We start from the raw sequence: 21,347 nt of genomic DNA, 5'->3' as shown, positions 1-21,347 counted from the left end.
TTACCAGCGCCCCGTCATACCGCGCTCTCGCCACACCTCGACGTCGAGCAGGTTATAAGGATCATCCAGATAGACGGCGATCCCCAGCTCCCGAACCCGGGCCATAAAGCGTCCCAGCAGGGAGTCACCGGTCAAGGACTCCATCTCCGGCAAGATCCCCTGCCCTAGCAGCAAGGCTTGCAGCGGCAAACGCTCCAGCAGATCGAATGGCAGATGCTGGCTGTTATCGAGCAGCAGCGCAAGCTTGCTCCCCGCCAGACTGGCTTGTAGTACCAGTGCGAAGCGATCGGCATTGCTAAGCAGGTGGTCACGACGGTGGATCAGCAGGGTCAGTTCGGCTGGGGTACGCGACTGCTCCGTCAGCCACTCCTTGAGCGCCTCCCAGCGGCTGGGCAAGCCGGTCACCGCCAGCCAGACCGGATGAGGGGTCGCGGGACTGGAGAGCAGCCCAAGCTGACCCTGCACCTCCCCCTGCCACCGGCGGATGGAGCGGCGCTGGCCGCTCAAGCGCTGCTGACGCAGCGGGCCCAGATAGAGTCGGCGCAGCAACCTGAGCAGCTCGTCGCAATCAAGCGGCTTGGCCAGTGCAGCTAGAATGTTGAAACCGGCATCGTGCAGCAGGCGGCGGGCACCGTCGATCAGCGTCTGCTCATGGGCCGAAAGCAGCACGATGGGCAGACCGGCCTCCTGCAACTGGGGCTGGTTCATCAGCAGACTGATGGCATCTTGCTCCACCAGACTGAGATCGCACACCAGCAGGCTGATGTCGCCCGCCGACAATGCCGCAAGACAGGCCGATTCATCCTGTACCCACTGACAGGAGAGCCCCAACCCGGCGATAGCCTGTTGCAACTGCATTCCCTGAAACGGGTGATCCTCGAGCAGCAGCACCTTGTTAGCGGCCAGCCAGTTGCACCAGTCACGATAACTGGCGGCAAGCCCACCCAGCCAATCCTCGCCAATCGCGTAAATCCCCTCATGCTGCTGCAACTGGGGGAAGTAGTCCGCCTGCTGATGAGCGGCGGGGTCGTAAAGGGCAATGGCACCTGCCGCAAACAACCCTTCCCACTGCCAGCAGGCATCCGGTCGGGTACGGTGCAGCGTGACATAGGAGGGCAATGTCATGGTGCTGGCCAACTCATGGGCGGTGCTGTCGAGGGCATAGAGCACAATGGGGCAAAATCCTGCCGCCTCATGCTCTTCCGAATCAAGCAACGCCAGTAATTCTTCATCAGTGATGATCATCTTGAGCCCTCTTTGAAAACTGCTGGCTGAACTCATCCAGTGCCCGGTTCAATCTGGCTTGCAGCATCGGATGGGGCGCCTGTTGCCACTCTTCAATGACCGCCACCAACGCAGTCGCCCCTACCATTCTGGCGGCCCCCTTCAACTTGTGTAAAGCAGCATTCACGCCAACTTCATCTTCTTCTGTGCTGCAACGCTCAAGTTCGGCCAAATCATCATGGGTAGCCTTCAGATAAAGGGCGGCCAGTTCATCGGTCAGCAGCGAGGCGACCGGTGTCGGGGCGACAACATTGCTCCCCTCTTTGGCAATATGGCGCAGCAAGGTCGCCAGCTCCTTGAGGGCGACCGGCTTGTCCAGATGGCCATCGCAACCGCAGGATTGCAGCTCCCTTGCCGCCTGATCACTGAGATCTGCGGTGATCACATAGACCGGCAGACGGGCCCAACGGGCGGATTGGCGCAATTGCCTGCACAGCTCGGCCCCGTTCATCACCGGCATCTGCAGATCGGTCAGCACAAAATCCACCTCCTGCTGCGCCAGCATCTCCAGCGCCAGCTGCCCGTTGGCGGCAGTGATAACGCTGGCACCAAGTTGCCCCAGTTGCAGGCTGATCAGCTCGCGATTGACATCGTGATCTTCAACCAGCAATACCCGCATGCCGAGCCCGGGCTGGGTGCCGGCCACCGGTTGCTCAGGGGTCAAGCGTGGTTGCAGCAGGGTGATGATGGTCCCGGGTACCCAGGACTCCCCTTGCCAGGCCCAATAGTAGAGCCCCTTCTCGTCCACCTCCGCTTGCAGCGTATCAACGGCGTTGCTGACGGTGGCGATCCCCAAGCGACTGAGCCAGGGCGACAGCGCTTGCGCCTCATCGTGGGGTAAAGAGAGTGCCAGCTGCCGCGCATTGGGCAGCCAGTCCGGCTCCTGCTGCCCCCGCTTCAGGGGCAACTCGCAATAGAAGCGGCTACCACCACCGGCACGCCCCTCGACATCGATAAGACCCCCCATCTGCTCGATCAGCTGCTTGCAGATCGCCAGACCAAGACCGGTGCCCGGCGCCCGCAGCTGGCCTTCAACGGCAAACTGCTCGAACGGCATAAAAAGCGTGGTGCGCATCTTGGCGGTGATCCCCGGCCCCTGATCATCCACACCGAAGCGCAAGGTCGATGCGACCACCTCGGCCCACAGCACCACTTCCCCACGCAGGCTGAACTTGATGGCATTGGAGAGCAGGTTGTGGAGCACTTGCCGTACCCGATGAGGGTCGAGGGTCTGCAGGGCTGGCAGAGCCGGATCCAACTTAAGGCGCAGTTGCAACCCCTTGGCCCGCGCCTTGGTCCAGTGCACTGCCGCCACGTGCTCGCACAGCTCGGCAAAATCGGTGGGCTGCGGCGAGAGGGAGAGTTTGCTGTTCTCGTTGCGGCTAAAGTCGAGCACATCGTTGAGCAGGCCGAGCAGCTCATCCCCCGCCTGACGCACCCGCGCCAACGCAGAGTCTTGCTCTTTCGACAAAGGAGTGCTGGCCAGCCACTCCAGCAAGCCGAGCATCGCGTTCATCGGCGTGCGGATCTCATGGCTGATGGCGGCCAAAAAGCGCCCCTTGGCCAGAACTGCCTGTTGCGCCTGCTCATGGGAGTGCTGCAATGCCTGATCCTGCTCGACCCTGATAGTGGCATCCTGCATCACCGCATAAATTCGCCAACCCTGCGGCTGACTGCGGCCACGGCCATAGAGCTGCAACCAGCGCACACCCTTGGTCGGATGGTGATAGCGCATGGTGAACGCGAAGGGTTTGCCTGCCTGCAGCATGGCGAACATCTCACGGCTTACCCGACGGCGATCCTCGCGCTCCAGCATAATGAGCACCCGTTTGGGCTCACGACGGATCTGCTGGCTCGCAAGCCCCAGCAGCTCGTAACAGCCCCGGCTGATAAACTCGATCCCCCCTACCCGTCCCCGCTCGAACATAAACTGCAGCACCACGCCGGGCACGGTATTGGTCAGGGCGCGCAGGCGGCGCTCTGCCTGACGCAGAAAACGGGCCTGCTCACGCAGCACACTGATATCCGACAGGGCGATAAGATCGGTGGCGGGTGCTTGCTTGTCCAGCCGCAGCGGATGCTGGGCATAGGCGAAGACCTGATCCCCCAGCACCAGCTCCCCTTCGCTCTTTTGCGGCTGCACCGGCGGCAACATCAACTGCTGCGAATAGCGCAGGGCCAGACGTCGCCCCTGTTTATTGGATTTGATCACCTTGCCCTGGCTGTTGCGCAGATAGACGGGCACCGGCAACGCCTGAAACATGGTTTCCCGCAGCTCGCTCTCGATGGCCAGCGCCTTCTCGGCGGCGTGACGCTGGGCGACTTCCCGCGCCAGTTGCTGGCGAGAGCGCCAGATCCCGCCGATGACAATGCCGCTGATCAGCAGTGCCATGGCAATGGAGCCAAACCAGGCGGCGTAGCTCACGCCAGGCTGCTGCACGACGAGCAAGCGGCGCCAGCGCTGGTTAAGTTCGTCGATCTGGGTGCTGGTCAGTGCCATCAGGTTGCGATCCATCACCCCGGCCAGTTCGGTCTGACTCTTGTTGATGGCAAAGCCAAGACTGAAGCGATCTTCCAGCTCCTCGATATCGAGCCCTTCCAGCAAGTTGGTACGCTGGGGATATTGCAGCTGATATAGCTCGCTCAGCATGGCGTCAGCCTTGCCCTGTTTGATCGCGGCAAGCCCCTGCTCGAGGCCGTCGGTGCGAACCCACTCCTGATCACCGAGCAGGGCGAGCAAGGAGGGATCGTAGAGGGATTCCGGCACCAGAATACGCTGCCGCTTGAGTTGGGTGATGCGATCGGCAGCCAGCTTGCGCTTGCTGATCAAGGCAAACCGGTTGGTGGAGATCGTCCGACTGAAAATGAACTGATCCGTCAATGCCGGGGATTCCGGCAAGCCGGCCATCATATCCGCCTCACCACGGCGCAGCTTTTCTACGGCCTCCGCCTTGCTGGCGGCAGGCACCAGCTTGTATTTCAGGCCGGTCTCCTGGGTGACCCAGCGCAGCACATCCGCGCTCCACCCCTTCGCCTCCCCCAGATCATTGACGCCGCTATAGGGCATCAACTCGGGATTGACCACCAGGCGAATGGTGCGACCGCGGCCGGATAACCAGGCCTGCTCGGTATCGTTGAAGTGGGGCTGGTTGACGTAGAGCGACCCCTGATCGAGATAACGGGCCAGATCGGTATAGATAGTACCCGCCGGCATATGACGGATCAGGGTGTCCACCAGATTGGCCAACTCCGGCTGATCACGCATCATCAAGCGATAGCTGATGATCCGATCCTCACCAAACAGACGGCGCAGGCGCAAACCATCGGCAGGAAACTCGCGCATCAGATAGCGCAGTTGCAGATAGTCCCCCAGATAGGCATCACCCTTGCCACTCTGCAGCGCGTCGTAGACCTTCTCTCCGCTTTTTAGGGAAATAATGCGTGCCTGGGGATAGAGCTCGTGCAGCAGGCGGGCAGAGTCTGCCACCGAGTAGACCAGAAAGCGGGCCTGTTTGAGATTTTCACCCTTGTAGAGGATGGCGGCATCGGTCTCCATCATCGGACGGCTTAACCGCATGCCCTCCACGGCCTTCTTGCGGGTTCCGACATAGGGAATGATGTCGCAGTCACCCTCTGCGAGCCCGTTGCGCAATGTTTGCCAATCGGGCAGCTCTTTGAGCACCAGCGGAACAGGAAACAGCTCCTGCAACCGGGCGAGACGATCCTTGAGCAGTCCCCCCTCGGCCATCAGGTATGGTGGAGGAAGCGTCGCAGGATAGCAGAGCGAAAGCTGACTCAGTGAATTCACATAAGCTTGGGTCGCCGGCGCCAACGGCAGCACTGTTGTCTGCAAAGGCTTGGCGTGCAATGGCAGTGCCAATACGGCACCCAGAAGGAAAACGGGGAATTTGGTCATCTGAAAACAAAAGCCAGGCATCTGCCTGGCTTTTTATCACTCGTTGGGTTCAACATTTTCTACCCTGGCCTTGAGCTTCTGGCCAGGCCGGAAGGTCACCACGCGGCGGGCGCTGATCGGAATATCCTCGCCCGTCTTGGGGTTGCGTCCGGGACGCTGATTCTTCTCACGAAGGTCAAAGTTACCGAAGCCTGAAATCTTGACTTGTTCACCACGCTCAAGCGCCTGTCGGATTTCCTCAAAGAAGGCTTCCACCATATCTTTGGCTTCACGCTTGCTCATCCCGAGCTGGGTGAACAGGTGCTCTGCAATGTCGGCTTTGGTAAGCGCCATAGATCAATCCCTCAAGGATGCATTCAACTCTTCACCAAGGGCCCGCACGACATTGTCTACGGTCTCGGCAATCTCTTTCTCCTCCAGGGTGCGCTGGGTGTCTTGCAATACAAGACTGATGGCCAGGCTCTTCTTGTCCTCTGCCATACCAGCACCCTGGTATACGTCAAACAAGTTTATTCCAACTACCTGATTTCCGCCAACTTTTTTAATTACCGCAAGCACATCACCTGCCAGAACCTGACAATCGACCACGACGGCGATGTCGCGACGGTTCGCCGGGAACTTGGAAACTTCGGCTGCCACAGGCACCTTGGCCGGGGTCAGCTTGTCCAGCTCCAGCTCAAACATCACCGCGCGGCTCTTGAGGCCCAGCTTCTTCTCGAGGCTCGGGTGGATCACGCCGATGTAGCCGATGATCTCGCCATTACGCAGGATGGCTGCGCTCTGGCCCGGGTGCAGGGCGCTGTGCTCGGTGCGCTCGAAGGTAAAGGTGGCCCCTTCGGCGGTCAAGTCCAGCACCGCTTCCAGATCCCCTTTCAAATCAAAGAAGTCGGCTGCACGGGTTTTGATGTCCCAGTGCTCGTCGCTCTGGTTGCCAGTGATGATACCGGCCAGCATCGGCTCCTGACGGATGCCATTCTCGGCGCTTTCATCCTTGATGAAACGCAGACCCTGTTCAAACAGACGCACACGCGGCTGCTGACGGTTCTGGTTGTAAACAACGGCCTGCACCAGCCCCGGGAACAAAGAGACACGCATGGCGGACATCTCGACCGAGATCGGGTTCGGCAGTACGATGGCATCGCTATGCGGGAACAGGGTTTGCTGGGTCTTGGGATCGACGAAGCTGTAGGTGATCGCCTCCTGGAAACCGCGGTCAACCAGCAGGTCGCGCACGCGCTTCAGGATCACCTGCCCTTCTGCCTGCTCCACCATCGCCAAGGAGGCAGCGGGTTTCAGGTTCGGGATGTTGTTGTAGCCGTAGATGCGAGCCACTTCCTCGATGAGGTCTTCCTCGATGGCGATATCGAAACGCCAGGAGGGTGCCAGCGCAGTCCAACCGTCAGCATCCACAGTCACCTGCATGCCAAGGCGGGTGAGGATCTCGACCACCTGAGCGTCAGCCACGCTGATACCGATCACCTTGTCGAGCTTGGCGCGACGCAGCTTGATGGGGGCAGCCTTGGGCAGATGGGCATCGGATTTGACCTCGATGACCGGACCCGCTTCACCGCCGCAGATGTCCAACAGCAGACGGGTGGCTCTGTCCATCACCTTGGCTTGCAGCTCGGGATCAACCCCACGCTCGAAGCGGTGGGAAGAGTCAGTGTGCAAACCGTAAGCGCGAGCACGACCGGTGATGGAGAGCGGCGCGAAGAAGGCGCACTCCAGCAAGATGTCGGTAGTGGTCTCGGATACACCGGTGCGGTTGCCGCCGAAGATACCGGCCATGCAGGCAGGACCTTTGGCATCGGCAATCACCAAGGTGGTCTCTTTGAGCTTCACTTCGTTACCGTCGAGCAGGGTCATCGGCTCGTCAGCGTGGGCGCGACGTACCACCAGCTCCCCTTCCAGGGTAGCCAGATCGAAGGCGTGCATCGGCTGACCGTATTCCAGCAGCAGATAGTTGGTGATGTCGACGATGGCGTCGATGGAGCGAATGCCGCCACGGCGCAGCTTCTCTTGCATCCAGAGCGGGCTCTGGGCCTGCAAGTTCAGCCCCTTGATAACGCGCCCCAGATAACGGGGGCAATCAGCTGGTGCTTCAACCCGGATCGGGAAAGTTGCATCAATGGTAGCAACAGCTGGTGCCCAGGTCGGCTCGACCACGTCCACGCTGTTGAGCACGCCAATTTCACGAGCCAGACCGGCGATACCGAGGCAATCGGCACGGTTCGGAGTCAGATCCACGTCGATGGAGACGTCGTTCAGATTGAGGTAGTCACGAATATCGGTACCGATGGGGGCATCGGCCGGCAGCTCGATGATGCCATCGGCTTCAACGTCGATACCCAGCTCGCTGAAAGAGCAAAGCATGCCGTGAGACGGCTGGCCACGCAGCTTGGCTTTCTTGATGGTGAAATCACCCGGCAGGGTCGCCCCTACTTTGGCCACACACACTTTCAAGCCCTGACGGCAGTTCGGCGCGCCACAGACGATGTCCAGCAGCTCGGCTTCACCCACGTTGACCTTGGTCACCCGCAGCTTGTCGGCGTCCGGATGCTGGGCGCACTCGACCACTTCACCCACCACCACATTGTTGAACTGGCCGGCAACCGCTTCCACGGCGTCCACTTCCAGACCGGCCATGGTGATCTGTTCGGCCAGTGCGTTGTCACTCAACTCGGTGCGGACCCACTCCATCACCCAGGATTTACTGAATTTCATGTTCTCTCGCCCTTACTTGAACTGCTTGAGGAAGCGCAGGTCGTTTTCGAAGAAGGCACGCAGGTCGTTGACCCCGTAACGCAGCATGGTCAGGCGCTCAACGCCCATGCCGAAGGCAAAGCCGGAGTATTTTTCCGGATCGATACCGACCGAACGCAGCACGTTCGGGTGCACCATGCCGCAGCCCAGCACTTCCAGCCACTTGCCGTTCTTGCCCATCACGTCGACTTCGGCGCTCGGCTCGGTGAACGGGAAGTAGGAAGGACGGAAGCGAATGGTCAGGTCTTCCTCGAAGTAGTTGCGCAGGAAGTCGTGCAGAATGCCCTTCAGCTCGGTAAAGCTGGCATGCTCGTCAACCAGCAGACCTTCAACCTGATGGAACATCGGGGTGTGGGTCATGTCGTAGTCGTTACGATAGACGCGGCCCGGTGCAATGATGCGGATCGGCGGCTGCTGATGTTCCATGGTGCGGATCTGCACGCCCGAGGTGTGGGTACGCAGCATCAGATCAGGATTGAAGTAGAAGGTATCGTGATCGGTACGCGCCGGGTGATGAGCCGGAATATTCAGCGCATCGAAGTTGTGAAAGCCATCTTCAATCTCGGGACCACGGGCAACCTTGAAGCCCATCTCACCAAACAGGCGCTCGATGCGCTCGATGGTGCGGGTTACCGGATGCAGACCACCATTCTCGATGCGGCGGCCCGGCAGGCTGACATCGATGGTCTCGGCAGCCAGCTTCTGGTTCAGCACGGCGACTTCGAGCGCTTCACGACGCTCGTTCAGCGCATCCTGAACCTGCTGTTTGGCCTGGTTGATCACGGCGCCCGCGGCGGGACGCTCTTCGGCAGACAAGGCACCCAGGCCCTTCATCTGCTCGGTAAAAAAGCCCTTTTTACCCAGATATTTGACCCGGATTTCGTCGAGGGTAGCGATATCGCTCACGCCCTCAATTTCGGCTCTGGCTTGGCCGACTACTTCTTCAAGCTGTTGCATGTCTTCCTCGTCACCACTCCCGGTACAGGAGCCTTTAGGCTAAATAAGGTCAAGAGGGGAATAATACAAAAAAAGCCCCTTCGCTGACCATAGTTAAGGTGGGCTTTTCTCCCTACAAATCATTTTGTTATATCAAGCGAGTCTCATCGACTCACCGCCACTCCTGAAATATTAGAACTAGCATCTAGTTTGTTGGCATATAAGCCTTTTGTAGAACAGATCATCTCGCACATATCGCCTTGTGTGGAGAAAACTGTAGCGCGTGTAAAACAGTGGACAGAATATGGATGGGAGAAAGGGAAAAGTAATGTGAAACCGTGAATGACAAACACAAAAAAGGAGGCCTGAGCCTCCTTTTAGCGTTTATAACAGAACTGGATTAAACCAGAGCTGCTTTAGCTTTTTCAACCAGGGCGGTGAAAGCCATTTTGTCGTGAACGGCGATATCGGACAGGATCTTGCGATCGATCTCGATAGAAGCCTTCTTCAGACCGTTGATCAGACGGCTGTAGGACAGACCGTTCTGACGGGCTGCAGCGTTGATACGCGCAATCCACAGCTGACGGAACTGACGCTTTTTCTGGCGACGGTCACGGTAGGCATACTGACCAGCTTTGGTTACCGCTTGTACCGCTACGCGGTAAACACGGGAACGGGCGCCGTAGTAACCTTTGGCGGCTTTCATTACTTTCTTGTGACGAGCTCGAGCAGTCACACCACGTTTAACTCTTGGCATTTTTCACATCCCCCCTTATGCGTACGGCAGACAAGCGACAACACGTTTGTGGTCGGCAGCAGAAACCATGAATTTCGGTCCCAGCTGACGCTTACGCTTGCTGCTCTTCTTGGTCAGGATGTGACGCAGGTGGTTGTGCTTGCACTTGAAGCGACCCGAGCCAGTCTTTTTGAAGCGCTTTGCAGCACCCCGGTTGGTTTTCATCTTCGGCATTTCATACTCCGCATTGTGAGTGACAACAAAATCGCAAGGCGAACCAACTCATGGGGCGAGCCCCATGAGTCAATTTCTTGTGGGCCTTAAGATTTCTTCTTAGGTGCGAGGACCATCACAGCTTGACGGCCTTCGACTTTCGGGAACGACTCGACTACGGCCAACTCTTCCAGATCGTTCTTGACGCGCTCCAGAACCTTGATACCAAGATCCTGGTGGGCCATTTCACGACCACGGAAGCGCAGGGTGACCTTAGCCTTGTCCCCGTCTTCCAGAAAGCGAACCAGGTTGCGTAGTTTTACCTGATAGTCGCCTTCGTCAGTGCCAGGACGGAATTTGATTTCCTTGACCTGGACGACTTTCTGCTTTTTCTTCTGTTCTTTGGTTGTTTTGCTCTTTTCGTAGAGGAATTTGCCGTAATCCATGATCCGGCAAACGGGCGGCTCAGCATTTGGACTGATCTCTACCAGATCAACTCCGGCCTCTGCGGCCAAGTTCAGAGCATCCTGAATGGAGGTAATGCCAATGGCTTCACCATCCAGACCAGTCAGACGAACTTCTTTCAGACGGATCTCTTCATTGATCCGGTGAGCGCGGGCTTGCGGTTGCTTGCCCAGTTTTTTTCCGCCTTTTATAGCTTATTCCTCCACTTTCTTTTGTCCGCGGGTCTGAACTTCCTGGGTCAACAGAGCGATAAACTCTTCAACAGGATAAGTGCCCAGGTCAGCCCCTTTACGAGTCCGTACTGCAATCTTACCGGCTTCAACTTCTTTATCGCCGCAGACCAGCATGAAAGGTACTCGCTTCAAAGTATGCTCGCGGATTTTAAAGCCAATCTTCTCATTTCTCAAGTCCGCTTTTGCGCGAAGGCCCGCATCATTCAATGCTTTGGCTACTTTCACCGCATAATCGGCCTGATTGTCCGTGATATTCATGACCACAGCCTGAGTCGGTGCCAACCAGGTCGGGAACAGACCGGCGTACTCTTCAGTCAGAATACCGATGAAGCGCTCGATAGAACCCAGGATGGCCCGGTGGATCATCACAGGTACATGGCGATCGTTGTTTTCGCCCACATAAGTGGCACCCAGACGACCAGGCAGGGCAAAGTCGAGCTGCACGGTACCACATTGCCACGCACGATCAAGGCAATCGTGCAGGGTAAATTCAATTTTGGGACCGTAGAACGCCCCTTCACCCGGCTGCAGATCGTACTTCAGACCGTTGAGCTCCAGCGCTTCGGCCAGCGCTTTCTCGGCGCGATCCCACATCTCGTCGGAGCCGATACGCTGCTCGGGACGAGTGGAGAGCTTGACCACGATGTTCTCGAAGCCAAAGGTACCGTAGACGTCATAGACCATACGAATACAGCCGGAGACCTCTTCCATGATCTGCTCTTCGGTACAGAAGATGTGCGCGTCATCCTGAGTAAAGCCGCGCACCCGCATCAGACCGTGCAGGGAACCGGACGGCTCGTTGCGGTGGCAGGAACCAAACTCGGCCATACGCAGCGGCAGATCGCGGTAGGACTTCAGACCCTGGTTGAAGATCTGGACGTGACCCGGGCAGTTCATCGGCTTGATGGCGTACTCGCGGTTTTCGGACTGGGTGGTGAACATGGCCTGGGCGTATTTCTCCCAGTGACCTGAACGCTCCCACAGGACGCGGTCCATCATAAACGGACCTTTCACTTCCTGATAGTCGTACTCTTTGAGCTTGCCGCGGATAAAGGTTTCCAGCTCACGGAAGATGGTCCAGCCATCGTTGTGCCAGAACACCATACCGGGTGCTTCTTCCTGCATGTGATACAGGTCGAGCTGCTTGCCGATCTTGCGGTGGTCGCGCTTGGCGGCCTCTTCCAGGCGCTGCAGATAGGCCTTGAGCTGCTTCTTGTCAGCCCAGGCGGTACCGTAGATACGCTGCAGCATCTTGTTGTTGGAATCGCCGCGCCAGTAGGCGCCGGACATCTTCAGCAACTTGAAGTGGTGGCAGTGACGCATGTTGGGCACGTGCGGGCCGCGACACATGTCGATGTACTCTTCGTGATGATAGAGACCTGGCTGGTCATCACGGGCAATGTTCTGATCCAGGATTTCGACTTTGTAAGACTCGCCGCGCGCCTCGAATACATCGCGCGCTTCTTGCCAGGAGACTTTCTTCTTGATGACGTCGTAATCCTTGGCTACCAGCGCCAGCATGCGCTCTTCCAGGGCAGCCAGATCTTCATCGGTCAGGGTACGGTCAAGATCAACGTCATAGTAGAAGCCGTTGTCGATGACAGGACCGATGGCCATCTTGGTCTGGGGCCAGAGTTGCTTGATAGCATGACCCAGCAAGTGGGCGCAGGAGTGGCGCAGGATGTCCAGACCTTCTTCGTCTTTGGCGGTGATGATGGCCAGCGCAGCATCGGCTTCGATCAGCTCGCACGCATCTACCAGTTCACCGTTTACCCGACCGGCAATGCACGCCTTGGCGAGACCGGGACCGATGTCCGCAGCCACATCCATGACGGAAACAGAGTGGGCAAATTGACGTTGGCTGCCGTCAGGCAGAGTAATGATTGGCATTATGTGTTTCCTTATACAGTGGTGACCCCTACCAAAGGTCACATGCGGGATGGAAAAGAGATTCAAAAAGGTGATGTTTTGGTTCTCCACAGCACTTTGCGAAGACGGCCTGACACGTAAACCACATGTCTAACGTGACAAACCAAGCCAAAACGGACCCATGCTACCAGAAGTCGGGCGTGCTGTATCGGATTTGCAGATATTTTCTACAGTCAAATGAGTCGCCTGCCGACTATTCGCCAAGCAGGGATTGCCAGTTGAAGTCAAAGTCACTGCTCCCCTCCTCTGCCAGCGCAAGCTCTTGCAGCACCTGAAGCGCCAGCTTGTTGCCCTTTTGTGCCGCCTGATAGAGCCACTGCTTCGCCTGAGGCAGATCGACCCTGCCGCTGACCCCCATCAGATGAAGGACGCCGACTTTCAGCATGGCCGGGACATCACCATTACGGGCAGCCTGATCCATCCAGTGAAAGGCTTGGCGCAGATCTCGCTTGACCCCAACACCGCGCAGATAGAGCTCTGCCAGACGATATTGGCCGAAGGGATCCCCTGCCAGCGCCGACTGGCGATAGAGGCTGATGGCCTGGTGGATATCCTGCTCGCTCCCCTGCCCCACTTCATGGCTCCAGCCCATCAAGGCTTGCGCCCTAGGTTGCCCTTGCGCCGCCAGTGGCGACCAGATCCGGGTCGCCTCATCGAAATGACCGGTACGCCAGGCACGGTTGGCGGCAGCCATCTCCTGCTCGGTGGAGAGCGGAAGCAGACGCCAGATAACCAGCGCAAACAGACCGATGAACAGCCAGCGGGAAGTGGTGGGGCTCATGATGATTTCCGTGATCCAGTTCTCATTTCGTCTATGTAAACGAAATGTAGCGTTGCGATCAAGCAAGAGATCCCTACGACAACCCTTTTTGCACCCGGTCGATCAGCAGTTGTTGTCATTTATCCGGCTCACCTGCAAAATAACTGTATGTATAAACAGTGTCGGTGCACACCATGGCAGGACGAGGCAGCCCCCTCAATATCGATCACCGTTTTAGCGGTCCCCTTGTCGAAGCGGTCGATGATGGCTGGCAATCGTCCGATTGGGATGCCGCCTTCACTTATTCTGTGCCTGGCACCGAGGTGCGGGAGATCGATGCACGCAGCATCATCAGCTACAACAGCTCGCCGGATGTCCCCTTTGGTCGCTCCATCAACCCCTATCAGGGGTGCGAACACGGCTGCATCTACTGCTATGCCAGACCCAGCCATGCCTATCTGGAGCTCTCCCCTGGCCTTGATTTCGAGAGCAAGCTGTTTGCCAAACGCAATGCAGCCGACCTGCTGCGCCGGGAGTTTGCCAAACCTGCCTATCAGCCACAGTCCATCTTCATTGGCGCCAATACCGACCCCTATCAACCCATCGAGCAGCGCTATCGCCTTACCCGGCAGTTGCTGGAAGTGATGCTGGCACACCGTCACCCGGTCGGGCTCATTACCAAGAGCGCCATGATCTTGCGCGACCTTGATCTGTTGACCGAGCTGGCCAGAGAGGGACTGTGTCAGGTAATGGTGTCGGTGACGACCTTGAATGAAACCCTGCGCCGACAGCTGGAGCCCCGCGCCAGCACGGGTGCCGGCCGCTTGAAAGTGATCGAGAAGCTGGCAAACGCTGGCGTGCAAGTGGGGGTACTGGTCGCCCCCATGATCCCGCGGCTTAATGAACCTGAGCTGGAGCAGATCATCAAATCAGCCGCCGAGGCAGGCGCAAGCTGCGCAGATTACATCCTGCTGCGGTTACCCCACGAGTTGGCGCCGCTATTTGGGGACTGGCTCGATACCCACTATCCGGGCCAGAAGGAAGCTATTTTGAATCAGTTGCGAGCCAGCCGCGGTGGCGGGCTCAACAGTACCGCCTTCGGTACCCGCATGCGCGGTGAGGGGCACTTTGCCGATCTGCTGGCCCAGCGCTTTCGCCTCATCAGCAAGCGCCTCGATCTGGGCAAACGTCATATTCAGCTCAGACTGGATGGGTTTATCCGCCCCGGGGAGCAGCTGTCGCTCTTCTAATCCCCCTGTTCACGCCCTTCACACATCAGGTGTGCCAAGAGGTTGAGAGGAAGGCCTGCCGCGACACATCCTGTGGAAACCCCGCTTTTCAGAATTTTCCAACGAAGTAGCCATGTCGCGACAAGAAAGCGCTACCCGGTAAAGAGAAGGTTAACGCCTTAGCCTGCGCGCTGATCCCGACCCTGTTGCACCATTTCAACCGGCAGTCGCGAGGGTTCATGAGCCACTTCGTGCTCATCCTCTTTATACTGCAGCACCTCTGACTCGCCCCATACCCGGCTCCACCAAATTTCCCACGTGATCCAACTGGTCATATGCAGCTCCTGACGGTGAAGGTGATGGCAACAACGCACCACTCGCTCGGCAGGATAGCGGCTGGGAATGACAGGGAAATGACAAAAAAATCAGTTGTAAAAAGGCAACTGGCCGTGACAAGGAAAAACCGAAATAGCTCACATAATCGGCGAAATCATCCTGAAAGCGGTCACAAATCTGCAGGTTGTGGATTGCAGCCCACCCTGTTCCCGCCAAAGCTGGGTTGCCCATTCAGGCATCTATAAAAACAGGGACACAATAATGAAACACACAGCGGGAATATGGGCGATCGCAGGCATGCTGATCGCCCCCTTGGCGCACTCCGACGTCATACTGCACGCCTTCAACTGGAAGTACAGTGAAGTGACCGCCAAAGCCGACCTTATCAAGTCGGCCGGTTACAAACAGGTACTCATCTCGCCGCCTCTCAAGTCATCAGGCAACGAGTGGTGGGCTCGTTACCAGCCGCAGGATCTGCGTCTTGTCGACTCCCCTCTTGGCAACAAGCAGGATCTCGAGCAGCTGATCGCCGCCATGAAGGCGCGGGGTATCGCCGTCTATGCCGATGTGGTGCTCAACCACATGGCCAACGAAAGCTGGAAACGCCAGGACCTCAACTATCCCGGCAACGAGCTGCTGCAAAGCTACGCCAGCAACTCGGCCTATTTCGAGCGCCAGAAACTGTTTGGCGATCTGGGACAAAACTTCCTCTCCGGTCAGGATTTTCATCCCGAAGGGTGCATCAGCGACTGGAGCGATCCGGGTCATGTCCAGTATTGGCGACTCTGTGGTGGTGCCGGTGACAAGGGGCTGCCGGATCTGGATCCCAATAACTGGGTGGTAAGCCAGCAACAGTCCTATCTCAAGGCACTCAAGGGGATGGGGATCAAGGGTTTTAGGGTCGATGCGGTCAAGCACATGAGCGATTACCAGATCAATGCCGTGTTCACCCCCGAAATCAAACAGGGGATGCACGTGTTTGGCGAGGTGATCACCACAGGGGGCGCAGGCAGCACCGATTACGAGCGCTTCCTCAAACCCTACATCGACAGCAGCGGCCAGGGAGCCTATGACTTTCCGCTGTTTGCCTCCCTGCGCGGCGCGCTGGGGTATGGCGGCAGCATGAACCTGCTGGCGGATCCGGGCGCCTACGGTCAGGCGCTACCGGGCAGTCGCGCCGTCACCTTTGCCGTGACCCACGACATCCCCACCAACGACGGCTTCCGCTATCAGATCTTAAGCCAGACTGACGAGAAGCTGGCCTATGCCTACCTGCTCGGCCGCGATGGTGGCTCGCCGCTGATCTACTCCGATCACGGCGAGACCCAGGCCAAGGATGGACTGCGCTGGCAGGATTACTACCAGCTCGCCGATCTCAAGGGGATGATCCGCTTCCACAATGCGGTGCAGGGTCAACCGATGCAGTTGATCGGCAACGGTGACTGCTTCGTGCTGTTCAAGCGGGGCAAACAGGGGCTGGTCGGCATCAACAAGTGCGACTATGAGCAGGAGTATTGGCTCGATACCGCCAAATTCGAGATGAACTGGTATCGCAACTATCGGGACGTGCTCGACCAAGGGGCCGTAGTCAACGTGCAGAGCCAGTGGGTACGGGTCGCCATGCCCGCCCGCAGCGCCAGAATGTGGCTGCAGGAGTGATCAGGCCAGCACCCGGCCCTACTTTCATCTGCCTGTCATAAAAAGCAGACAAATAAAAAGAGCGACCACCAGGGTCGCTCTTTTTGTTCAGAGAAATTGCTCGGGTAACTGGTGACGATTACTCGTCGCCCGCTTCCCCAGCATCGACCGCATCAGTGCCGGTCGCGGTATCGGTACCTTCAGATACCTCACCGTCAACGGCCAGAGCGTCGTTCTCGTCTTCGTCGCTCTCGGCGATGCGCTGCAGGCCAACCACGGTCTCGTCTTCACCGGTACGGATCAGACGGACACCGCCGGTGTTACGGCCAATGACACTCACCTCGGCAACACGGGTACGCACCAGGGTACCGCCGTTGGTGATCAGCATGATCTGGTCGGTATCTTCGACCTGGATCGCATCGATCACCTTGCCATTACGCTCATCCACCTTGATGGAGATAACGCCCTGGGTACCACGGCTCTTGGTCGGGTATTCGGCCAACGCAGTCCGTTTACCGTAACCGTTCTCGGTGGCGGTGAGGATGGCACCTTCGCCGCGCGGAACGATGAGGGAAACCACCTTGTCACCGGCGCCCAGCTTGATGCCACGGACACCGGCGGCGGTACGACCCATGGGACGCACGCCCTTGAAGGTACCCTTGCTTTCGGTGCCTTCGCCGTTGTCGCTGCCATCATCGTCATTACCGGCATCGTCGTCGGTTTCAACGTCATCGCTGACATCGGCATCAGCGCGACCGCAGCCTTCCGCGAAGCGAACAACTTTGCCCGCGTCGGAGAAGAGCATGATCTCGTTGCTTCCATCGGTGATATCCACCCCGATCAGCTCATCACCCTCTTTGAGGTTGATGGCGCGGATACCGGAGGAGAGCGGACGGCTGAAGTCAGAGAGGCTGGTCTTCTTCACGGTACCGTTGGCGGTGGCGAAGAACACATACTTCTCGGCGTCATACTCCTTCACCGGCAGGATAGCGGTGATACGCTCACCCTCTTCCAGCGGCAGCAGGTTGATGATCGGACGACCACGGGCGCCACGGGACGCTTCCGGCAGCTGGTAAACCTTGAGCCAGTAGACCTTGCCACGGGTGGAGAAACACAGAATGGTGTCGTGGGTGTTGGCCACCAGCAGACGCTCCACAAAGTCCTCTTCCTTGATCCGGGTGGCCGACTTGCCACGACCACCGCGGCGCTGGGCCTCGTAGTCGGAGAGCGGCTGATACTTCACATAGCCCTGGTGAGACAGGGTAACCACCACATCTGCCGGGGTGATCAGATCCTCGATGTTGATCTCGGCACTGGACATGCTGATCTCGGTGCGACGCTCGTCACCATACTGCTCGCGCACGGCCAGCAGTTCATCGCGGATCACTTCCATCAGACGAGCCGGGCTCGCCAGGATGTGCAGCAGCTCGGCGATCAGATCCAGCAGAGATTGGTACTCTTCCAGGATCTTCTCGTGCTCGAGGCCGGTCAGCTTGTGCAGACGCAGGTCAAGGATGGCCTGGGCTTGCTGTTCGGTCAGGAAGTATTGACCTTCACGGATACCGAACTCCGGCTCCAGCCACTCTGGCCGTGCCGCGTCGTCGCCCGCTTTTTCCAGCATGGCGGCCACGTTGCCGAGTTCCCAGCCCTTGGCAATCAGGCCCGCTTTCGCGTCGGCCGGGGTCGCGCTGTGGCGGATCAGCTCGATGATGGGATCAATGTTGGCCAGCGCAACCGCCAGACCTTCCAAAATGTGCGCCCGATCCCGCGCCTTGCGCAATTCGAACACGGTCCGGCGAGTCACCACTTCACGGCGGTGCAGCAGGAACGCATCCAGGATCTCTTTAAGGTTCATCACCTTGGGCTGGTTGTTATCGAGCGCCACCATGTTGATGCCGAACGTGGTCTGCATCTGGGTGTGCTTGTAGAGATTGTTCAGCACAATCTCGCCGGACTCGCCGCGCTTGATCTCGATAACGATGCGCATGCCGTCTTTGTCAGACTCATCGCGCAGGGCACTGATGCCCTCGATCTTCTTCTCTTTGACCAGCTCGGCGATCTTCTCGATCAGTCGAGCCTTGTTCACCTGATAGGGGATCTCGTGAACGATGATGGTCTCGCGACTGGTCTTCTCGTCCACTTCCACTTCAGCTTTGGCCCGCACATAGATGGAGCCACGACCGGTACGGTACGCCTGCACGATGCCGGAACGACCGTTGATAATGCCGCCGGTGGGGAAATCCGGGCCGGTGATGTAGGTCATCAGCTCGTCAATGGTGAGGTCGCCGTTTTCGATCAGCGCCAGGCAGCCATTGACAATCTCGGTGAGGTTGTGAGGCGGAATGTTGGTCGCCATGCCCACCGCGATACCGGAGGAGCCGTTGACCAGCAGGTTGGGAACCTTGGTAGGCATGACCGCCGGGATCATCTCGGTGCCGTCATAGTTCGGCACCCAGTCCACGGTCTCTTTGTCCAGATCAGCCAGCAGCTCATGGGAGATGCGGGCCATCCGCACTTCGGTATAACGCATCGCCGCGGCGCTGTCACCGTCGACTGAACCGAAGTTGCCCTGACCATCGACCAGCATGTAACGCATGGAGAAATCCTGCGCCATCCGGACAATGGTGTCATACACAGCGCTATCGCCGTGCGGGTGATATTTACCGATTACGTCACCGACCACACGGGCCGATTTTTTATAGGGCTTGTTCCAGTCGTTCCCCAACTCGTTCATAGCAAACAGAACGCGGCGGTGAACCGGTTTCAAGCCATCACGCACATCCGGCAGAGCTCGTCCTACGATCACGCTCATGGCGTAATCAAGATAGGAACTCTTGAGCTCTTCTTCGATGTTGACCGGCGTGATCTCTCTGGCCAGATCGCTCATAGAAAGCCTTATCCCTAATTAGTTGTTCTTTGGCTTAAACAGCGCGACATGGTAACACACTGAGCCAAATACCTTAAGCCACAAATCGGGTATCAGATCGGGCTGGTGTGACAAAGTCCGTCCGTTATAATGCCCGCCAGGACAATAGATTGCGCCCATGACTCAGAAGCGGGCGCCCTGCCACAGGATCTTCGAAAAATGAACAGTGATGCCAATGTCGATCTGACAGAAATCGCCAAGTTTGAAGCCATCGCCTCCCGCTGGTGGGACATGGAAGGTGAATTCAAACCCCTGCATCAAATCAATCCGGTACGCCTTGACTGGATCACCGACAAAAGTGGCGGTCTGTTTGGCAAGCGCATTCTCGATATCGGATGTGGTGGCGGCATTCTCTCCGAGAGCATGGCCCGCCGTGGCGCCAAGGTCACCGGCATCGACATGGGCAAGGAGCCCCTCGGCGTCGCCCGCTTGCACGCCCTGGAGCAGGGTGTCGAGCTCGAGTACCGCCAGATCACCGCCGAAGCCCATGCTGCCGAAGTGCCGGGCCAGTATGACGTGGTCACCTGCATGGAGATGCTGGAGCATGTGCCGGACCCCGCCTCCGTGCTGCGCGCCATCGCTACCCTGGTGCGCCCGGGCGGTCGGGTGTTCGTCTCCACCATCAACCGCAACCCCAAATCCTATCTGATGATGATCATCGGGGCCGAATACCTGATGAAGATGGTGCCCAAGGGTACCCACGATCACAAAAAATTCATCACCCCGGCCGAACTGTGTCGCATGGGGGAAGCAGCTGGCCTGCTGGTGCGGGACATGAGCGGCGTCCACTACGCCCCCCTCACCAACCAGTTCAAGCTCGGCAAAAATGTCGACGTCAACTATATGGTGGAGTTTGTCCGCCCGGAGCACGGTTGATGAGTGCCTCTCACCCTCTGCCCCTGCGCGGTGTGCTGTTCGATCTGGACGGCACCCTGCTCGACACAGCCCCGGATCTGGGGGCCGCCGTCAACCATGTACTGATCAGCGAAGGCTTTGCGCCGCTCTCTGACGACATTATTCGTCAGACCACCTCCCACGGGGCGCTCGGGCTGCTGAAAGCGGGCCTCGGCGACGAACTGCTTGAAGAGCTGGGGGCCACGCGCCTGCGCAATGCCCTGCTCGACTACTACGCGGCCAATCTCTGCGTCGGTACCCGTCCCTATGAGGGAATGGTGGATCTTATCGAGTGGCTCGACGAGAAACTGCTCCCCTGGGGCATCGTCACCAACAAGCCGGGCTTTCTCACCGAGCCGCTGCTGGCGGCCCTGCCAGAGCTTGCCAGTTGCGGCGTCACCGTCAGCGCCGACACCCTGCCGGTACGCAAGCCCGACCCCGCCCCCATGTTCTTTGCTTGTGAGAAGCTGGGGGTCGAGGCGGCTCACTGCCTCTATGTGGGGGATCATGTGCGGGATATCGAAGCGGGCCGCAACGCCGGCATGCGCACTGCGGTCGCTGGCTGGGGCTATCTCAATGATGAGGAAGATCCCGCACAATGGGGCGCCGATCTGCACTTTGATACAGTGCAAGCCCTGCACCACTGGCTGCGCTATGAGTTGACGGCCAAGGCGTAACGCGCAGCCTTACCGGCTGATATGCGATAACGGGGCGAAGAGACTCTCCGCCCCCTTGCATCTCTTCCTTTACACTCCCGCGTCCTGCGCCACCATCACACCTCTATTCATGGATAATAAAGGCAGCTTTCTGCCTGTTGGATACCCATTTGACAAGCTCGCAGCCGTCACAAAGCGGCCACAAACCACCGTCATCTGATGCAAAGCCCTTGCCACGCTGAGCCCGCGGCTGCGACAACTGGACAGCTTTTGACCCTTGTTGCATAAGGGATAATCAGCCGCCGTTTGCTAGTAAAAAGCCCCCCGTTTCGCAAGCAAAAAAAGTTATTTAAATTTTCCATCTTCGATCGGGAGACTTGCATTTAGCGGAGCGGACGAATGAAAACCCGCTCACTGTGAGCGGTCACTAACT

Annotated in this window: 16 protein-coding genes; 4 read left to right on the top strand and 12 right to left on the bottom strand. The window is 58.2% G+C overall.

Translation table 11 applies throughout. The features are described 5' to 3' along the window. The 10 genes from ACB035_RS17420 to ACB035_RS17375 form a co-directional block, all read right to left on the bottom strand. Positions 1 to 1,245: a response regulator gene (locus tag ACB035_RS17420; RefSeq protein ID WP_371167802.1), complete on the bottom strand. Its 1,245-nt coding sequence runs from the start codon at positions 1,243 to 1,245 to the stop codon at positions 1 to 3. Next, on the bottom strand, positions 1,232 to 5,221 hold the full coding sequence (locus ACB035_RS17415) for a response regulator (RefSeq protein WP_371167801.1): 3,990 nt from the start codon (positions 5,219 to 5,221) through the stop codon (positions 1,232 to 1,234). The genes ACB035_RS17420 and ACB035_RS17415 overlap by 14 nt, the downstream gene beginning before the upstream one ends. 15 nt (positions 5,222 to 5,236) lie before the next feature. Continuing rightward, a complete protein-coding gene (gene ihfA, locus ACB035_RS17410) occupies positions 5,237 to 5,533 on the bottom strand; it encodes an integration host factor subunit alpha (protein ID WP_005300715.1) in 297 nt (98 codons plus the stop codon). A 3-nt stretch (positions 5,534 to 5,536) separates the two neighbouring features. Continuing rightward, complete coding sequence (pheT, locus tag ACB035_RS17405) at positions 5,537 to 7,924, bottom strand: phenylalanine--tRNA ligase subunit beta (RefSeq protein ID WP_371167800.1); 2,388 nt, start codon at positions 7,922 to 7,924, stop codon at positions 5,537 to 5,539. Positions 7,925 to 7,936: 12 nt separating this feature from the next. Then, positions 7,937 to 8,920, bottom strand: coding sequence for a phenylalanine--tRNA ligase subunit alpha (gene pheS, locus ACB035_RS17400; RefSeq protein WP_005336686.1), 984 nt, complete (start codon positions 8,918 to 8,920; stop codon positions 7,937 to 7,939). A gap of 379 nt (positions 8,921 to 9,299) precedes the next feature. After that, the gene (gene rplT / locus ACB035_RS17395) at positions 9,300 to 9,656 is read right to left on the bottom strand and encodes a 50S ribosomal protein L20 (protein ID WP_005336687.1); all 357 of its coding nucleotides are present in this window, start codon (positions 9,654 to 9,656) and stop codon (positions 9,300 to 9,302) included. A gap of 15 nt (positions 9,657 to 9,671) precedes the next feature. Continuing rightward, positions 9,672 to 9,869 (bottom strand): 50S ribosomal protein L35, encoded by a 198-nt coding sequence (rpmI, locus tag ACB035_RS17390; RefSeq protein ID WP_005336688.1) that lies wholly within the window; start codon positions 9,867 to 9,869, stop codon positions 9,672 to 9,674. A gap of 86 nt (positions 9,870 to 9,955) precedes the next feature. Beyond that, on the bottom strand, positions 9,956 to 10,486 hold the full coding sequence (gene infC / locus ACB035_RS17385; protein WP_196783562.1) for a translation initiation factor IF-3: 531 nt from the start codon (positions 10,484 to 10,486) through the stop codon (positions 9,956 to 9,958). 21 nt (positions 10,487 to 10,507) lie between these two features. Further along, positions 10,508 to 12,436, bottom strand: a complete 1,929-nt coding sequence (gene thrS / locus ACB035_RS17380) for a threonine--tRNA ligase (protein ID WP_005336690.1) — start codon at positions 12,434 to 12,436, stop codon at positions 10,508 to 10,510. Between the two features lie 232 nt (positions 12,437 to 12,668). Next, a complete protein-coding gene (locus tag ACB035_RS17375) occupies positions 12,669 to 13,256 on the bottom strand; it encodes a tetratricopeptide repeat protein (protein ID WP_323918546.1) in 588 nt (195 codons plus the stop codon). 173 nt (positions 13,257 to 13,429) lie between these two features. Here ACB035_RS17375 and ACB035_RS17370 point away from each other — a divergent pair, with 173 nt between their 5' ends. Then, complete coding sequence (locus ACB035_RS17370; protein WP_371167799.1) at positions 13,430 to 14,485, top strand: PA0069 family radical SAM protein; 1,056 nt, start codon at positions 13,430 to 13,432, stop codon at positions 14,483 to 14,485. A 158-nt stretch (positions 14,486 to 14,643) separates the two neighbouring features. Here ACB035_RS17370 and ACB035_RS17365 read toward each other — a convergent pair whose 3' ends face one another. After that, positions 14,644 to 14,799, bottom strand: a complete 156-nt coding sequence (locus ACB035_RS17365) for a hypothetical protein (RefSeq protein WP_371167798.1) — start codon at positions 14,797 to 14,799, stop codon at positions 14,644 to 14,646. 262 nt (positions 14,800 to 15,061) lie between these two features. On the opposite strand from ACB035_RS17365, the gene ACB035_RS17360 reads away from it, so the two are divergent. Next, the gene (locus ACB035_RS17360) at positions 15,062 to 16,459 is read left to right on the top strand and encodes an alpha-amylase family protein (RefSeq protein ID WP_371167797.1); all 1,398 of its coding nucleotides are present in this window, start codon (positions 15,062 to 15,064) and stop codon (positions 16,457 to 16,459) included. A 118-nt stretch (positions 16,460 to 16,577) separates the two neighbouring features. Here ACB035_RS17360 and gyrA read toward each other — a convergent pair whose 3' ends face one another. Next, positions 16,578 to 19,325: a DNA topoisomerase (ATP-hydrolyzing) subunit A gene (gene gyrA / locus ACB035_RS17355; protein ID WP_371167796.1), complete on the bottom strand. Its 2,748-nt coding sequence runs from the start codon at positions 19,323 to 19,325 to the stop codon at positions 16,578 to 16,580. A 198-nt stretch (positions 19,326 to 19,523) separates the two neighbouring features. On the opposite strand from gyrA, the gene ubiG reads away from it, so the two are divergent. Then, on the top strand, positions 19,524 to 20,240 hold the full coding sequence (gene ubiG, locus ACB035_RS17350) for a bifunctional 2-polyprenyl-6-hydroxyphenol methylase/3-demethylubiquinol 3-O-methyltransferase UbiG (RefSeq protein WP_005352120.1): 717 nt from the start codon (positions 19,524 to 19,526) through the stop codon (positions 20,238 to 20,240). Continuing rightward, positions 20,240 to 20,935 (top strand): HAD-IA family hydrolase, encoded by a 696-nt coding sequence (locus tag ACB035_RS17345; protein WP_167572799.1) that lies wholly within the window; start codon positions 20,240 to 20,242, stop codon positions 20,933 to 20,935. The genes ubiG and ACB035_RS17345 overlap by 1 nt, the downstream gene beginning before the upstream one ends. Positions 20,936 to 21,347 lie beyond the last annotated feature (412 nt).

The organism is Aeromonas sp. S12(2024) (assembly GCF_041402305.1).
Classification (GTDB): domain Bacteria; phylum Pseudomonadota; class Gammaproteobacteria; order Enterobacterales; family Aeromonadaceae; genus Aeromonas; species Aeromonas veronii.
Note: the sequence above shows the minus strand (reverse complement) of the source record. Positions and strands in the feature narration are given on the sequence as shown.

Excerpts from the sequence above, each read along its gene's own strand:
- ACB035_RS17420 (WP_371167802.1), bottom strand. The coding sequence starts at position 1,245 with ATGATCATCACTGATGAAGAATTACTGGCGTTGCTTGATTCGGAAGAG.
- thrS (WP_005336690.1), bottom strand. The coding sequence starts at position 12,436 with ATGCCAATCATTACTCTGCCTGACGGCAGCCAACGTCAATTTGCCCAC.
- ACB035_RS17375 (WP_323918546.1), bottom strand. The coding sequence starts at position 13,256 with ATGAGCCCCACCACTTCCCGCTGGCTGTTCATCGGTCTGTTTGCGCTG.
- rpmI (WP_005336688.1), bottom strand. The coding sequence starts at position 9,869 with ATGCCGAAGATGAAAACCAACCGGGGTGCTGCAAAGCGCTTCAAAAAG.
- ACB035_RS17415 (WP_371167801.1), bottom strand. The coding sequence starts at position 5,221 with ATGCCTGGCTTTTGTTTTCAGATGACCAAATTCCCCGTTTTCCTTCTG.
- ACB035_RS17370 (WP_371167799.1), top strand. The coding sequence starts at position 13,430 with ATGGCAGGACGAGGCAGCCCCCTCAATATCGATCACCGTTTTAGCGGT.
- gyrA (WP_371167796.1), bottom strand. The coding sequence starts at position 19,325 with ATGAGCGATCTGGCCAGAGAGATCACGCCGGTCAACATCGAAGAAGAG.
- pheT (WP_371167800.1), bottom strand. The coding sequence starts at position 7,924 with ATGAAATTCAGTAAATCCTGGGTGATGGAGTGGGTCCGCACCGAGTTG.
- ACB035_RS17345 (WP_167572799.1), top strand. The coding sequence starts at position 20,240 with ATGAGTGCCTCTCACCCTCTGCCCCTGCGCGGTGTGCTGTTCGATCTG.
- pheS (WP_005336686.1), bottom strand. The coding sequence starts at position 8,920 with ATGCAACAGCTTGAAGAAGTAGTCGGCCAAGCCAGAGCCGAAATTGAG.
- ubiG (WP_005352120.1), top strand. The coding sequence starts at position 19,524 with ATGAACAGTGATGCCAATGTCGATCTGACAGAAATCGCCAAGTTTGAA.
- ACB035_RS17360 (WP_371167797.1), top strand. The coding sequence starts at position 15,062 with ATGAAACACACAGCGGGAATATGGGCGATCGCAGGCATGCTGATCGCC.
- ihfA (WP_005300715.1), bottom strand. The coding sequence starts at position 5,533 with ATGGCGCTTACCAAAGCCGACATTGCAGAGCACCTGTTCACCCAGCTC.
- ACB035_RS17365 (WP_371167798.1), bottom strand. The coding sequence starts at position 14,799 with ATGACCAGTTGGATCACGTGGGAAATTTGGTGGAGCCGGGTATGGGGC.
- rplT (WP_005336687.1), bottom strand. The coding sequence starts at position 9,656 with ATGCCAAGAGTTAAACGTGGTGTGACTGCTCGAGCTCGTCACAAGAAA.